Below are 14,652 nucleotides of genomic sequence, written 5' to 3' on the forward strand. Positions count from 1 at the left end.
ACGCCCCACCGACGGTGCCTGACCATCGTGGACCGACGGTCGGAGCCTCTTCGCGTCAGTTCGTTGAGCCGATCGCGAGCAGGGCCGCGGTGGGCAGGGCGAGCTGGCCGTCAGGGGTGCGGTAGGTCGCGGTGTGCTGGTCGTAGTGGTACCGGATGCGGTCGATCGTGCTCGGGTCCTGGCGTTGCATGAGCGCGCCGGGTGCGCCGATGCCGTTCGCGGGTCCGTTCCACCAGGATTCGGGGTCGGTGCGGTGAGTCCAGGTGATCGTCTCGCAGCGGATATCGGTGAGGCCGGTCCGGTGCAGCAGTTCGGATAGTCCGTCGGGGGTGCGGGGGAAGTCCTTGTCGGGTGCGAGCCGGGGCAGGTCCGTGGGGCGCTCGACGCCGGCCGCGTCGAAGATGGTGTTCCACAGTTGTTGGGCCGGCGGTGAGGGGTAGGGCCAGATCGTCACCGCGATGCGGCCGCCGGGGCGCACGACCCGCCGGAGTTCGGCGAGGGCCGCGGCGGGGTCACCGACGTGGTTGAGGACGAAGTTGGCCACGGCGGCGTCGAAGGCGTCGTCGGTGAACGGCAATGCCGGCAGGACTGCGTGGCGGATCTCGGCGGCGGGGGCCTGCTGGCGGGCGAGCTCGAGCATGCTGGGCTCGGCGTCGACGGCAACGACCTGCGCGGCGCGGGAGCAGGCCAGGGCGGCGACGGTGCCGGCGCCGGTGCCGACGTCGAGGAGGCGCACGCCCGCCTGGACGCCGGCGGAGTCCAGCAGCGCCGCAGCGGGGTGGGCGCAGAGAGCCGCGAAGCTGCCCTGGTATGCCGTTGCCCGCCCGGCCCACTGCGACCGTTCATGATCGTCGAAGGGTGTCGTGGTCATTGGTCTGCCCCTCCGTTCGACAAGCTTGATCAACAAGCTAGCCGACCGGGGCATGCGCGGGGGACCTGCCTCCGACGAAGCCCTACACCATAACTGTCATTATGATGTAGTGGAGATTTGTCCGTTTCTTGAGGCTGTGCCGATTATTGGATTGTGAATATCAGTAATCCAATAATGAGGGCAGCAGCCGTCCTCGTTCAGGGCGCCGGCAAGAAGCGTGTCAGCACCGCGGCGGTGCAGGTGCTGCTGGAGTCCGAGGAGTGGGGCGAGGCTGACCTACGGCACGATGGCGCCGAAGATCGGTTGCCCGCTGATCTTGCCTCCCGAGGCTGCCCCGATGGACCTCAAAGACGCGGCACAGGCATGGCGGACCGACGGTTTCGTGATTCTTCCCGGGTTCCTGCCCGCAGACGAGCTGGCATCAGCCGTGCAGGAACTGGACCTGCTGTTCCCCTCTGCCGATGGATTCCATGACGGCACCGATCCGCGTCACGAGCGTTTCATCGGCGACGAGTTCGCCGGGATCGACACGTTCCTGTTCGCCAGCGCCCAGATCAGCCTGCTGGCCGTGAACCATCGTGTCCTGGCGTTGGCGGAGGCTCTGCTGGAGGACGACGATGTTCGTCTTTACGGAGCTGAGGCGTGGGCCAAGTACACCGGAGCCTGTGACTACGGCCAGGCCCTGCACCGCGACTACCTGGGCCACACCGTGCTGGTGCCCAGCACCACGCCGGGCTGCCGGCAGGTCGAGATGTTCGTTCTCCTCAACGACGTTCCCGACGAACTCGGACCGCCGCATCTGGTCTCCCGCAAGCACACCGCCGATCTGCCCGCCGTTCCTAACTGGTTGCTACGGCCGGGCCGGCAGGGTGGTACCGATCGCTTCGTGGCCGACGTCGATCCGGGACTCTACGAAGCGGAAGTCTCCGGAGCGGGGCCGGCGGGAACCGTCATCGCGTTCGAGCCGGGAACCTTCCATCGAGGCACGCAGCTGATCGCACCCAGGGGCGCGCGGTACAGCATGCAGCTGTGCTTCCGGCCGTCCAGCCTGCAGTGGGGACAGCGGGTCGGTTGGGCGGTGAAGAGCTACACGAATGAGTGGGTCGAGTTCGTCAACCGGGCCACGCCGCGCCAACTCCAAGCCCTCGGCTTCCCGCCGCCCGGACATCAGTATTGGACGCCCGAGACGCTGGCCGGTATGGCCCTGCGCTATCCGAAGCTCAACCTTCTGCCCTGGCAGCCAACGAACTAGGCATCGTTGAAGCCCAGCTCCGCTCCCCGTCTTGCAAGCGCTACCGAACAGAACCCGTGGTCTACCACGGACGATCGTCTGCGATAGACGCCACCCGGGTTGGTTGCCATCGAGCATCGCTGATCGCCAGACTCCCGGCCGGCCCGCCGAAGGTCGATCAAGCCGCGGGACGCTTGCCGACCTTGCATGGACATACAGATGATCTTTATATTGGTGGCATGTCCGCCCCCATGCGTGAGCCCACCTTCTGGATCCTCGCTGCCCTCGCCGCCGAGGCTCGACACGGATACGGAGTGATCCAGGAAGTCACCCGGCTCTCCGACAGCCAGGTCCTGTTGCAGGCCGGCACGCTGTACGCCGCTCTAGATCGGCTCACCGCGCTCGGCCTCATCGAACCGGACCGCGAAGAAGTCGTCGACGGGCGGCCGCGACGGTACTACCGGCTGACCACCGACGGCGCCACCGCATTGGACACGGAAACCGAGCGGCGACGGGCCAGTGTGGCGGCGGCTTCCGCGCAACTGTCGGCCCGCCGTCGTCTCGGCCTGAGCCTGGTGACGTCGTGAGTCGCGACGGACTGGCCCGCCGGTACGGACGCTGGTTGCGGTTCTACCCACCCGGACCGCGACGGGCCGAGATGCTCGGCACCCTGCTGGAGTGCGCGCCGCCGAACCGCACCCGGCCAACGGCCCGGGAGGCCGTCAACCTGATGAGGTTCGGGTTACGGGCCCGTCTGGGCCGCCCGGCAAGCAGGTCGGTCGTGGTGCTGGCCACCATGGTGACGCTTACGGCCGGCCTGGTAGGCGCGGCCGGCGCAGCCACGATCGGCTGGGCGCTCGCCCCGGCGCTCCCGGCCGGTGCGCCGGCCGAGACGCTCAAGGCCACCGTCTTCCCCGGACTGCGGGTATGGGGCGGTGGTGACGCGGAGCCGTTCGTGCCGGCGGCCGGCGCGGACGGGGGCGTGCGGTACGGCTACGCCGACTACTGGGTACGGAACACCGCAGCGGCCGCAGACCTGCCCGCGTACACGAGAGGAGTCCATGACCGCCTGGCCGCCGCCGGCTGGCAGATCCACCGCGGGACCCACCACGACAACAACAGCCTCTCGCCGGAGTTCTGGGCCACCCGGGACGGGCTGACGCTGACCTACTTCGTTCAGCCCTCCGACGACGCCAGCATGAGCTTCACCGTCTCCCGGGCCACGCCGCCGTGGCTGGCCTGGCTGGCGGGAGCCGGCGCGGCGCTCGCCGCGGTCGCCGGATGGCTGCTCTTCGGATGGGCTAGCCGGCGCAGCGAGGGTCACCACCTGCGTACCGCGGGCGGCGCCACCCTGACCTGGCTCGCGGTGCTGGTAGGGCTGCTCATCCCCCTGCTCGCCGCCTGGTGGTACCCGACGCCGAATCCGCCCGAGGGCGAGGTGCTCTGGGCCGACCTGGAATTCTGGAACCAGGGGCCCGGCCTGCTGGCGCTCCTCCTGGCGGCCGGCGCGCTGATCGCGGCAGCCCTGGCGCCCCGGATACGCGCGATCACCTCAGCGGCTCTGGTGCTGGTCGCGGTGGGTGCCATGACTACGGTGAGCGGAGTGCCGAGCTGGGCGCAGGGCACCTGCGCGCCCTCCGGGCCGCCCGCCGAGCCACCGGCCGGGGACGTGGCCCGCAGCCGGCTGGCCCGCATCTACCTCAGCCGGGACATCACCGACCAGCAGCGCGCCGTCGTCGAAGCGGCAAGCTGGCGGGTGTGGGCGGTCAACAGCACCTCGTTCCACTCCGATCCGGCGGACGAGGCGTACCGGTACGCGTACTGCGACGGCCGGCGACTGGCCGGCGGTTCCAGGCAGGACCTGCCGTCCTTCTGGGAGATCGACCTCACCAGCGCCGGCGGGTTCCCGGCCCTGGCGGCCGAGGTGAGCCGGCTGCCCGGCGTGGTGGCCGTACGGCACGCCCGACCCTAACGGAGCCGGCGGCTGACGAGCGCTCACGCTGCCCGCGGGGCAGAGAGCGCATCACCTCGGGCTGGAACGCCACCTACGCCGCGACGAGCGGGGCGATCACCGCCCGCAACGTGTCGTCCCACCTTGCTGCCCCGGCCCGCCGAAGCCGGGGCAGCGGTCGGACGGTCACCGGTCTGCGGTGACCGGCTCGCGAGTGGTCGGATCCTGCGCGAGGGCGTGTGGTCGCAGGCGGTGCGGCCACCAGAACCGGTCGCCGAGCAGGAACGCCAACGCCGGCACGAGGACGGTCCGCACGAGCAGCGTGTCGAGCAGGACGCCGATGCAGACGATGATGCCGATCTGGGTCAGGACGATGAGCGGCAGGACGCCCAGCACGGCGAACACCGCGGCGAGCAACACGCCCGCGCTGGTGATGACGCCGCCGGTGACACGCACGGCGGAGAGCATCCCGTCCCGGGTGCCCGTGCGGCGGGCGTCTTCACGGGCCCGGGTGACGAGGAAGATGTTGTAGTCGATGCCCAGCGCGACGAGGAACACGAACGCGAGCAGGATGACGCCGCTGTCCAGGGCGGGGAAATCGAGCACGTGGTCGAAGAGCAGCCACGCCCCCCCGAGACTGGCGAAGAACGACGCGATGACGGTGAGCACGAGCAGCGCCGGGGCCAGCAGCCCGCGCAGGAGTAGCACCAGTACGGCGGCCACCAGCATCAGGATGGTGGGCAGGATCAGCCGCAGGTCCTTCGCGTTCGCCTCGCCGGTGTCGTGGGTGGCGGCGACGCTGCCACCCACCACCGCCCCGCGGAACTGTCCCGCGCCGTCGACGACAGGTGGCGCCGAGGCGGGCACCGCGGCGACGGCGTCGCGCAGCGCCTCGATGGTCCGGTCGGACGCGGCCGTGCCTGGCTCGGCCTGCAGCACCACGTCGACCTGGGCGACGGTGGCGCCGGAGTCGCCGGGCCGTGCCGACGCGACGCCGGGGACAGCCGCGGCGGCGTTCGCGACCGCGCCCGCCGCTGATGGGTTGGTGAGCACGGCGACCGGCTGGGTGGTCCCGGCCGGAAACGCCTTCGCGAGCGTCCGTGCCCCGGCGACCGCCTCCGGCTCGACCCGGAACTGCTCGGTCTCCGACAGGCCGGTGCGGATCCCCAGACCGCCGAGGGCCAGGCCGCCCATCAGCAGCGTCGCCAGGACCGCGACGGGCACCGGACGGCTGGCCACGGACGCGCCGAGGCGCCCCCACAGCCGGCCTTCCCGGGCGGTGCTCCCGGCGTGGGGGATGAACGGCCAGAACAGGCCCCGGCCGAAGATCAGGAGCGCGGCCGGAAGGACCAGCAGAGCCGACAGCATCGCGAACACGACGCCGGTCGCGCACGCGACCGCGAGCGCCCGGTTGGTCTCCTGCTCCGACAGCAACAGCGTGAGTACGCCGAGCACCACGGTGCATCCGCTGGCCAGGATGGGTTCCGCGGTCCGCCGCAACGCGGCGCGCATCGCGAGGAAGCGGTCCGGCACCCGTCGCAGTTCCTCGCGGTAGCGGGCGATGAGCAACAGCGCATAGTCGGTGGCCGCACCGAAGACGAGAACACTGGCGATGCCGGTGACGGCTCCCTCCTGGAGGTTGATGCCGAGGGCGGGCACGATCGTGTCGACCGCGCGCAGCGTCAGCTGCTCCGTCGCGGCAACGACCAGCAGCGGGACGATCCACAGGAACGGGCTGCGGTAGGTGACGAGTAGCAGCAGCGCCACGACGCCGGCGGTCACCGCCAGCAGCGTGACGTCCGCGCCGTCGAAGACCCTGGTCAGGTCCGCCTGGAAGGCCGGGCCGCCGGTCACCTGGACGGTCAGGCCCGCCGCGGTGCCGGCCAGCGCCGCGCGAAGCTGGTCGATCGTTCCACTGACCTGCTGCTGCCCGCCGGCGGTGGACAGTGGCACGGCGATCAGGGCGACGGTCCCGTCCGGGGAGAGCTGCGCAGGGGCGACCTGACCGCCGACCGCGAACCGGCCCAGGGCCCGGGCCCGGGCAGCGAGGGCTTCCCGGTCGGCAGGGGTGAGCGGCTGGCCGTCCGCCCGTGCGGCGACGACGAGGGCCGGCTCGACCTCGTGGGACGGCAGTTGCTCCTGCAGCCGCTCCACCTGCGTGGACTGCCACTGCGCCGAGAGCCCGGTGGACGACACCGGGGCGGGGTTGACGGGTCTCGGGAGTCCGAATACGGCGGCGCCGAGAACGATCGCGGCGACCACGGTGAGCCAGGCGGCCAGGCGGCCACGGGCGACGTGGGTGAACAGGGACATCGTTTTCCTCACCGGAGCGCTGACGACCACAAATCTCGATCCACAAGTATCTTGTCTATCGAGATTATCGACGGCTGAGGTATGCTGCAACCCCGGCGGGAAAGGAGACGCGGCGCAAAGTGGCAGCGCACGGCATGTACCGGCGGCGCGATACGCGCCGCGACCGGCTGATCGCCGAGATCACCAACGACCTGCGGCGGTACGCCGCGGACGCCCAGCACGTCGGGCACGCCTTCGCCGGCCTGCATGGGCTGGGGCCGACCGACCTGCAGGCCCTGATCGCGGTCATGGACGCCGAGCTGCAGGACGCCCCGATCACCCCGGGCCGCCTCGGTGAACAGCTCAGCCTCTCGTCAGGCTCGGTGACGGCACTGATCGACCGGCTGGAACGCGCGGGGCACATCCACCGCGACCGCGACACCGCCGACCGGCGGAAGGTCCTACTCCACTACGGCGAGCGCGGCGCCGCCATCGCCATGGAGTTCTTCCGGCCGCTCGGGCAGCGGACGGACGCGGTGATGGCCGACTTCACCGACGACGAACTGGAGACGGTCCACCGGTTCATGACGGCGATGAGCACCTCGGTGCGGCAGCACCGCGACGCCGTACGCGCCGAAACGCCCCGGCGCGGCGACGTTTGATCGACAACAGCCGCGCTGCCGTAACGGCGTCGTGAAGCTGGCCGCGCCCTTCGCTGTCGAGGTCCATCTCGGCCGGATCCGAGTCCCGTCCCATGCGTCAATCGCCGGCAGCGTCTCCGACTCGGGTGATGAGCCGTCTCAGGCATGCGGTCTCGGCGGCCTCCTCCGGCACGCTGAGGTGTGTGGAGAGGTTGCCGGCGCGAGGGCCGGCTGCACGAGCGCCGCGCACGAGACCCTGCCCGCACGTCAGGAGCCGGACCGCCATCTGTGAACGGGGCCTCGGCGGCTACTGTCGGTCCCGTGCTTCTTGCTCACGATGTGGCCGGGGCGGGCCCGGCGGTTGTCCTGCTGCACTCCTCGGTCTGCGACCGGCGGATGTGGGATCCGCAATGGCAGATGCTGCAGGACGCGGGATACCGGGTGGTGCGGTGCGATTTCCGGGGTCACGGCGGCTCCCCCGCGGCGACCGAGCCGTTCAACGCGGCGCAGGACGTCCGGGATCTGCTCGACGCGCTGGGGATAGCCGACGCCGCCCTGATCGGCTCCTCCTACGGCGGGCGGGTCGCTCAGGAGGTCGCCGCCCGATGGCCCGGGCGGGTCACGACCCTGGTGCTGGTGTGCGCGGCGGCGCGACTGCACCCACCCACCGAGGCGATCATGGAGTTCAGCGCCCGCGAGGACGAACTGCTGGAGTCCGGCGACATCGAGGGCGCGGTCGCGCTGAACGTCGCCACGTTCCTGGGGCCGGCCGCGTCGGCGGAGGCGCGGGACGCGGTCGCCGCGATGCAGCGGACGGCGTTCGAGATCCAGCTCGCGGCCGAGGACACCGCGCAGCCGCGCAGTTCGGATCTCGTGCGCAACAGCGACTTCGACCTGTCGGCCGTCACCGCCCGTACGGTGGTCGTCTCGGGTGCTCTTGATCTCGACTACTTCCGGTCGACCGCCGATCGCCTGGCCGAGTCGATCCCCGGGTCCGTCCGGGTGGACCTGACCTGGGCTGGCCATCTGCCGACAGTGGAGGACCCGGCGGCGGTCAACCCGCTGATCCTTTCCTGGCTCAGGCCGGGCAGCGATCCGAGGCCGTGAGCGCGCGGGCCATGCTGATGGACGTGGGTGATATCCGTGGCGAACCAGACCAGCGAGGTTGTACTGAGCACGCAGGATCGGCGCGCGGTCACCGGATACTGCGCCGTCTGCGCGCAGGACGTCCTGGAGATCTTCGAGCGAACGCACCCGGCCGACCCGCGTCCCCGCGACGCGCTCACCGCCGCCTGGACCTTCGCGCGCGGCGGTGAGCGCGGCAAGGCGCTGCGCGACACGGCGTGGGCGGCGCTGCGGGCGGCAAAGGAGGCGGACACCGCGGCCGCCGCCGATGCGGCGCGCGCGGCGATGAGCGCGGCCGGGGCCGCGTACCTGCATCCGCTGGCCGATCCTCATCAGGTGAAACACATCCTGGGGGCGGCGGCGCACGCGGCGCGGGCGGCCGAGCTGGCCGCGGGCGAGGACCGGCAGGTCGGTGCCGTGCACCTGGAGCAGGCGCGCCGGCAGGCGACACCGGTGGTCGTGGACGTGCTCCGTCGCTATCCCGCGGCACCGCCCGGTGGGGGCCGGGTCGGGGAGCTGCTGCGCGAGCTGGACGCGGCTCTGCGCAACGGATCCTGAGTCAGGCCGGGACACGGGCCCGGAGGCCACAGAACGCGGGAATCGCGCCTGGGACGAAGAGCCGATGAGGCGCACCGCGGCGCCGAACGTACCACGGTCGGAGCCCGCCGCGGCGCGCCACACGCCTTTACTGAACGCGAACAATCCTCCACGTAGGGTGTTCACCGGGACGGGGTCTGCTGCCCGCGGGCGGCTCCCGTCCGTCCCCTTTCGACCGCAGGAGAGAATTCGCATGCAGAGCAGAAGCGCTCGATGGCGCGCGCACGCCGTACCCCTGGTTGTCGCCGCCCTGGCCGGATCGTTGCTGGCGCCATCCGCGCCGACCCCGGCCGCCGCCGGTGAACACGCCGTCGACAGCACCTGGCGCGGGCTCGGGTACAACCAGGACCCGTTGTTCCGCGGCGCCGGCGACGACACCCCCGGCAACGACGAGTGGACCGACGCCGCGTTCCAGCAGATGACCCAGCGGGTGGACTACATCCGCCCCGGCCTGGTCCGGATCATGATCAACCGGCCGTGGTTCAACCCGTCCGGCGTGGTCGGCTCGTACGCCTGGGACACCCCCCAGATGAAGAACGTCTTCCGGGTCCTGGCCCACTACCGGCAGCAGGGCACCAGCGTGGTGACCGGGATGTGGGGCTTGAACGACCGCGCGTTCTACACCTCGGCCGACGCCGCCCGGCTCCAGGCGGACCTCATGGCCAAGTTCCGGGACCAGGGCTACTCCAACATCGTCCAATACATCGGCATCAACGAGCCGAACAGCGGCACGGGCCTGAAGTACGGGGACTGGGTCACCGCCACCACCAACCTGCGCACGGCCTTCGGCGCCGCCCACCTGGACGCGAACCTGATCGGCGGGCCGGACACCGCCGAGGCCGGCATCGCCGCGCAGGAAGGCGACCTGGGCCTGATGTCGGTGCCCGTGCGCAACGCCGGGACCGACCAGAACCTCGTCTGGCGTGCCGACGGGCTGACCGGCTTCTCGGCCCGCCTCTACCGCACCCCCGACGACACGGGCGCCGACTGGACGTTCCAGACCTCGAAGAACGGTTCCACCTGGACCAACCTCACGGTCGCCCAGTCCGGCCCCGTCGTGACCTACGCGACCACGCCGTGGTACCGCGTCGACGTGTCCGCCCGCACGGTGCCCACCGGCACCAACTACCTGCGGCTCACCATGCCGAAGCGCGACGGCATCGAACGGGCGGTCTCCACGATCACCCTGACCACCGCGGTGGCCTCGATCACCGACCCGATGAACGACCTCACGCAGACCGTGTCGCACACCCCGGGCTGGACCTACCCGGGCGGCTCGGCGGCCAACGACTGGTGGCTGCAGTCCGCACTGGACCGGCAGGTCGCACAGCACGAGGCCCACTTCTACGTGCACGAGGTGGACCTCGGCTCGCCGCCGGACTACCCCGAGGCGGTGGTCGCCGAGGCGGTACGGCAGCTCAAGGCGGCCGACGGCGGCTCGGTGATCCTCGGCGAGACCGGCATGAAGGCGCCCGGCGACGGCGACGACAAGGACTACTCCTTCACCTCCGAGTACGCCCACGGCGTGCGGATGGCCGACCTCGCGGTGCAGGAGGCGCGCGCCGGGGTGGACGGCGCGATGGCGTGGTGCCTCGACGGGTACGACAAGGCCGTCCAGTGCGGCATGTGGGACCACTACCAGTCCCCGGGCAAGGCCACGCTGCGGCCCTGGTTCTACACGTGGAGCCTGCTGTGCCGGTATCTGCCGTCCGGCTCCCGGATCTTCGCGCCGGCGCAGCCGGCCGGGGTGCGGGTGCTGAAGGCCAAGTTGCCGGCCTCGGCCGGTGGGGGCTGGACGTTCGTCCTGGTCAACCGCGGCTCGTCCCCGGCGACGGTGTCGATGACCGCGCAGACCGGGACGATCACCCTGGACAAGTACGTCTACAGCCCGGACCGTGCACCGGCCGACCCGGCCACCGGTTTCCCCGTGCCCGCAGACTCGCTGCGGGCCAGCTTCGACAACGGTCATGACCTGACCGTCGGGGGTAACGCGGTCGCCGTGTTCACCACGGCCCACTGATCGCAACCGTGGGGCGGCCCGCGCCGGCCGCCCCACGGCAGCCCTCCGGGAAGGCCCGCCGGTGTCCCCGTCCGTGGGACACATCGGAATCTCCGGTACATGTCGCGCGAATGGACCAGGATGGACGGTGCCGTCACCATCGAAGGAGGCCCCGTGCTGCGACGTGCGTTCGTCGTCCTGATCGCCGCCACCGCCCTGACCGTCCCGTCCGCCGCCACCGCGGCCCGGACCGGCACCGACCAATTCGGCCAGTTGCTGCAACAACAGCTCGACGCGGTGCACGCGGCCGGCATGCCCGGCGCCTTCGCCGAGGTCCGCGACGGGCGGCGCACCTGGACCCCCACCACAGGAGTCATCGACGTCGCCACGGGTGAACCGGTCCGCGACGGCCTGCGGCACCGCATCGGCAGCATCAGCAAGACGTTCCTCGCCACGATCGTGCTGCAGCTGGCCGGCGAGCACCGGATCGGCCTGGACACGCCGATCGGCGGCTACCTGCCGACGCTGGTGCCGTCCGCACTCGGGCGGCAGGTCACCGTCCGGATGCTGCTCAACCACACCAGCGGGATCGGCGACTACGACACCGAACTGGCCACCACCGCGCAGGACCTCGTGAAGCTGGGCAGGACCGTGTACCGCCCGGAGCAGCTGGCCCGCATCGGGCTGGCCGCGGCGCCCACCAACGCCCCGGGGGCCGCGTTCTCGTACTCCAACACGAACTACGTGCTGGCCGGGCTGATCGTCGAACGGGTCACCGGGCACAGCTACCGGTCCGAGATCACCCGCCGGGTGCTGCGCCCGCTGGGGTTGCGCGACACCTACTTCGAGGGCACGGACCCGCTGATCCGCGGGCCGCACATGCACGCGTACGTGCCGTGGACGTACGGGAAGCTGCGCGACTTCACCCGCTACAACATGAGCTGGGCGTGGGGCGCGGGTGAAATCGTGTCCACTGCCCGCGACGTGAACACGTTCTACCGCGCCCTGCTGACCGGCCGGCTGCTCAGCGCGGCTTTGCAGGCACAGATGCGCACCACCGTGCCGCTGGACCCGGGCCACCCCGAGGCCGGCGGGTACGGGCTCGGCATCTTCTCGATGCGGCTGCCCTGCGGCGTGTTCTGGGGCCACGACGGCGGCACCATCGGGCACCAGACCCTCTCCCTGCACAGCCCGGACGGCCGCCGCCAGATGACCTACGCCCACAGCATGGCCTTCTACCAGAGCTCACCGACCGCGCAGAATCCGATCGACGCGGCCATCACCCGGTTCGTGATCACCGCGCTGTGCGGCCCGCAACCGGCCACCTTGGCGACTGAGGCCGCGGGCGCCGCCCTGCGTACGGTCGATCTCGCCCGGCCGGGACCGCGGCGCTGACCGCCGGATGATCGCAAGGGCGGGGCGCCACAGCGGTCCGCCGGTCGGCCCGGGCTCGGCCGGGCCGACCGGCGGCGACGTCAGGCGGTAGGGGCCTGCCGCCGCCCAGCGCGGCGGTACCCCAGCAGTCCGGCGACCAGCCCGGCCAGGCCCAGCCCGAGCCCGGCGAGGCCGAGCCAGTTGGTGCCGTCCGCGTCGTCGTCGTGGCCACCGCTGGCGGCGGCGGGCGCGGCAGCCGCGGCGGCCGCGTGCGGATCGCCGTTGCCGGGGGCGAGCTTCAGCACGGGCGCGGGGTGCTCGGGCTCCTCCTGGCCGGCGGCCGGGACGTCGATCCAGCGCACGATGTCGCCGTCGGAGTACGTCTGCAGGGACTTGAACACGATCTGGCCGGTCTCGGGCAGCGGGCCGAGCGAGACCTCGAACTCCTGAAACTGGCCGGGCTTGATCTGGCTGTTCGCGTCCGCCGCCGTCCAGGTGATCTTCGTGACGGCCTCGGTGATCTCCCGGTCGTGCTTCTTGATCGGGGTGGCGAGCTTCGACTTCACCGTGGTGGCGGTCCAGCCGGGCAGCGGCTTGAGCGACACCGACGCGATCGGGGTCTCCACGGGCAGGTTGACCTCGACGGCGGTGGTGTTCGCGGTGTCCTTCTCGTTGGGCACCCGGAACGCGACCTTGGTGTAACCGCCCTGGGTGGCGCTGTTCGGGTTGACCGTGACGTGGGCGGACGCCGGCCCGGCCAGAGCCAGGGTGGTGACAGCGGCGACGCCCGCGACAACGGTCGCGCGGGCCAGGACGGTACGCAGCATCAGGGTGCCTTTCATTGAGGGGGCAACGGCGGGTTAGTCGGCTCCGGGCGACGGAAAGTTCCCCAGCTTTGATCCGCTTCTGCGGGAACCGGGCGGCGGCGGGCGGACGACTACCGACCTGAGCCCCGTCGATGTCATCGGCGCGGCCCACCGGTGCGGCACCGCCCGTACCGGTCCCCTCCGCCCGTGTCCCCGGCGCCGTGCGCGCCGCTGAAGCGAGGACCCTGCCGCATGACCCTCACCCCGGATCTCATCGACCCCACCCCCGCCGCGCCCCCGGGGCGGAGCGCGGGCGCCGCGCGCGTGTCGCCGTTCGGTGCGCTGCTGCTGCGGCTGCACTTCTACGCCGGGATCCTGGTCGCCCCGTTCCTCGTCGCCGCCGCCGTCACCGGCCTGCTCTACACGGCGACCCCCCAGCTGGACACGCTGCTCTACGGCGACAAACTCACCGTCACCAGCCCCGGCCCGGCCGTGTTGCCGCTGGCACGGCAGATCGACCAGGCACGCCAGGCGCACCCGCAGGGCACCCTGGCCGCGGTGCAGCCGGGCACCGGCGCCCGGACCACGAGGGTGGTGTTCGCGCTGCCGGAGCTGGGCGACAAGCAGCACACCGTGTACGTCGACCCGCACACCGGCGCGGTCCAGGGCACGCTGACCACCTGGTGGGGGTCCACGCCGGTGACCACCTGGCTGGACGACCTGCACCGCAACCTGCACCTGGGCGACCTCGGACGCCACTACTCCGAGTTCGCCGCCAGCTGGTTGTGGGTCCTCACCCTCGGCGGGCTGGTGCTGTGGTGGCGGCGCCGCCGCAACCTGCGCCGGATGTTCGCCCCGGAGCTGTCCGCCCGCAAGGGCGTACGCCGCACCCGCGGCTGGCACGCCGCCACCGGCGTGTGGATCACCATCGGGCTGCTGATCCTGTCCGCCACCGGCCTGACCTGGTCTCGGTACGCGGGCGGCACCTTCGAGGCCGCGCTGGACGCCTTCGACGCGCACCGGCCCGCGCTCTCGACCGCGATCGGCGCGGCCTCGGACGGCGGGCACCACCCGGCGGGCGGGGGCGGCGCCGCGCCGCTCGACCCCGCCCAGGCCGACACGGTCCTGGCGGTGGCCCGGCAGGGTGGCCTCAGCGGCCCGGTGGAGATCACCCCGCCGGAGCAGCCCGGTTCCGCGTGGACGGTCGCGGGCGTCGACAACACCTGGCCGGTCGCCCTGGACCGCGTCGCGGTGGATCCCGCCGGCTCCCGGATCGTGGCGCGCAGCGACTTCGCCGACTGGCCGCTGCTGGCGCAGCTGAGCAAGCTCGGCGTCCAGGCGCACATGGGCGTCCTGTTCGGCGTCGTCAACCAGATCGTGCTGGCCGCCCTCGCTGCCGGGCTGCTGTGCGTGATCTTGTGGGGGTACCGGATGTGGTGGCAGCGCCGCCCGACCCGGGCCGGGCGCCGCGCCCCGGTCGGTGCCGCCCCGGCGCGCGGGGCGTGGCAGCGGCTGCCCGGCTGGACCATCGCGGCCGGTGTCCCGCTGGTGGTCGCGCTGGGCTGGGCCATGCCGCTGCTCGGCCTCCCGCTCGCCGCGTTCCTGGTGGCCGACGCCGTTGCGGGTGCCCTCATGCGGCGCCGGTCCGCGGCGGCGTCGGCCACCGCCGGCTGACCCCGGGCCGGGCGCTGGCTGACCCCGGGCCGGGCGAGGCGGTACCGGACGGTTTCGCGCCGGCGGCGAACCGTGCCCGCCTTCCGCGGGC

General features: G+C 71.9%; 12 protein-coding genes. 9 read left to right on the top strand and 3 right to left on the bottom strand.

The genetic code is table 11. The features are described from left to right. Positions 1 to 55: 55 nt before the first annotated feature. Positions 56 to 871 (bottom strand): class I SAM-dependent methyltransferase, encoded by an 816-nt coding sequence (locus tag ACMCNO_RS18005; protein WP_412750599.1) that lies wholly within the window; start codon positions 869 to 871, stop codon positions 56 to 58. A 286-nt stretch (positions 872 to 1,157) separates the two neighbouring features. Between ACMCNO_RS18005 and ACMCNO_RS18010 the strand changes: the two genes are divergently transcribed. The 3 genes from ACMCNO_RS18010 to ACMCNO_RS18020 all read left to right on the top strand — a co-directional run bounded on the left by ACMCNO_RS18010 (position 1,158) and on the right by ACMCNO_RS18020 (position 4,074). Continuing rightward, positions 1,158 to 2,123 (top strand): phytanoyl-CoA dioxygenase family protein, encoded by a 966-nt coding sequence (locus ACMCNO_RS18010; RefSeq protein ID WP_412750600.1) that lies wholly within the window; start codon positions 1,158 to 1,160, stop codon positions 2,121 to 2,123. Positions 2,124 to 2,341: 218 nt separating this feature from the next. Then, positions 2,342 to 2,689 (top strand): PadR family transcriptional regulator, encoded by a 348-nt coding sequence (locus tag ACMCNO_RS18015; RefSeq protein ID WP_412750601.1) that lies wholly within the window; start codon positions 2,342 to 2,344, stop codon positions 2,687 to 2,689. Beyond that, positions 2,686 to 4,074, top strand: coding sequence for a hypothetical protein (locus tag ACMCNO_RS18020; protein ID WP_412750602.1), 1,389 nt, complete (start codon positions 2,686 to 2,688; stop codon positions 4,072 to 4,074). The genes ACMCNO_RS18015 and ACMCNO_RS18020 overlap by 4 nt, the downstream gene beginning before the upstream one ends. A 165-nt stretch (positions 4,075 to 4,239) precedes the next feature. On the opposite strand, the gene ACMCNO_RS18025 is transcribed toward ACMCNO_RS18020, so the two are convergent. Next, on the bottom strand, positions 4,240 to 6,366 hold the full coding sequence (locus tag ACMCNO_RS18025) for an MMPL family transporter (RefSeq protein WP_412750603.1): 2,127 nt from the start codon (positions 6,364 to 6,366) through the stop codon (positions 4,240 to 4,242). Between the two features lie 134 nt (positions 6,367 to 6,500). Between ACMCNO_RS18025 and ACMCNO_RS18030 the strand changes: the two genes are divergently transcribed. The 5 genes from ACMCNO_RS18030 to ACMCNO_RS18050 all read left to right on the top strand — a co-directional run bounded on the left by ACMCNO_RS18030 (position 6,501) and on the right by ACMCNO_RS18050 (position 12,102). Then, positions 6,501 to 7,007, top strand: a complete 507-nt coding sequence (locus ACMCNO_RS18030) for a MarR family winged helix-turn-helix transcriptional regulator (RefSeq protein WP_412753740.1) — start codon at positions 6,501 to 6,503, stop codon at positions 7,005 to 7,007. A 300-nt stretch (positions 7,008 to 7,307) separates the two neighbouring features. Further along, on the top strand, positions 7,308 to 8,093 hold the full coding sequence (locus tag ACMCNO_RS18035) for an alpha/beta fold hydrolase (protein ID WP_412750604.1): 786 nt from the start codon (positions 7,308 to 7,310) through the stop codon (positions 8,091 to 8,093). Between the two features lie 36 nt (positions 8,094 to 8,129). Continuing rightward, on the top strand, positions 8,130 to 8,669 hold the full coding sequence (locus tag ACMCNO_RS18040; RefSeq protein WP_412750605.1) for a putative immunity protein: 540 nt from the start codon (positions 8,130 to 8,132) through the stop codon (positions 8,667 to 8,669). 232 nt (positions 8,670 to 8,901) lie between these two features. Next, complete coding sequence (locus tag ACMCNO_RS18045; protein WP_412750606.1) at positions 8,902 to 10,728, top strand: hypothetical protein; 1,827 nt, start codon at positions 8,902 to 8,904, stop codon at positions 10,726 to 10,728. A 153-nt stretch (positions 10,729 to 10,881) separates the two neighbouring features. Further along, a complete protein-coding gene (locus tag ACMCNO_RS18050; RefSeq protein ID WP_412750607.1) occupies positions 10,882 to 12,102 on the top strand; it encodes a serine hydrolase domain-containing protein in 1,221 nt (406 codons plus the stop codon). A gap of 80 nt (positions 12,103 to 12,182) precedes the next feature. Here ACMCNO_RS18050 and ACMCNO_RS18055 read toward each other — a convergent pair whose 3' ends face one another. Further along, positions 12,183 to 12,908, bottom strand: coding sequence for a YcnI family protein (locus ACMCNO_RS18055; RefSeq protein ID WP_412750608.1), 726 nt, complete (start codon positions 12,906 to 12,908; stop codon positions 12,183 to 12,185). 231 nt (positions 12,909 to 13,139) lie between these two features. On the opposite strand from ACMCNO_RS18055, the gene ACMCNO_RS18060 reads away from it, so the two are divergent. Further along, positions 13,140 to 14,561 carry a PepSY-associated TM helix domain-containing protein gene (locus ACMCNO_RS18060; RefSeq protein ID WP_412750609.1) on the top strand — a complete coding sequence of 474 codons (1,422 nt, stop codon included), beginning with the start codon at positions 13,140 to 13,142 and terminating at the stop codon, positions 14,559 to 14,561. The last annotated feature ends 91 nt before the right edge of the window (positions 14,562 to 14,652 follow it).

The organism is Krasilnikovia sp. M28-CT-15, from assembly GCF_047159595.1.
In the GTDB taxonomy this organism is placed as follows: Bacteria; Actinomycetota; Actinomycetes; order Mycobacteriales; family Micromonosporaceae; genus Actinoplanes.

Bases quoted from the DNA above. Each gene is read 5' to 3' on its own strand.
- ACMCNO_RS18010 (WP_412750600.1), top strand. From the start codon at position 1,158: ATGGCGCCGAAGATCGGTTGCCCGCTGATCTTGCCTCCCGAGGCTGCC.
- ACMCNO_RS18030 (WP_412753740.1), top strand. From the start codon at position 6,501: ATGTACCGGCGGCGCGATACGCGCCGCGACCGGCTGATCGCCGAGATC.
- ACMCNO_RS18055 (WP_412750608.1), bottom strand. From the start codon at position 12,908: ATGCTGCGTACCGTCCTGGCCCGCGCGACCGTTGTCGCGGGCGTCGCC.
- ACMCNO_RS18045 (WP_412750606.1), top strand. From the start codon at position 8,902: ATGCAGAGCAGAAGCGCTCGATGGCGCGCGCACGCCGTACCCCTGGTT.
- ACMCNO_RS18060 (WP_412750609.1), top strand. From the start codon at position 13,140: ATGACCCTCACCCCGGATCTCATCGACCCCACCCCCGCCGCGCCCCCG.
- ACMCNO_RS18015 (WP_412750601.1), top strand. From the start codon at position 2,342: ATGTCCGCCCCCATGCGTGAGCCCACCTTCTGGATCCTCGCTGCCCTC.
- ACMCNO_RS18025 (WP_412750603.1), bottom strand. From the start codon at position 6,366: ATGTCCCTGTTCACCCACGTCGCCCGTGGCCGCCTGGCCGCCTGGCTC.
- ACMCNO_RS18005 (WP_412750599.1), bottom strand. From the start codon at position 871: ATGACCACGACACCCTTCGACGATCATGAACGGTCGCAGTGGGCCGGG.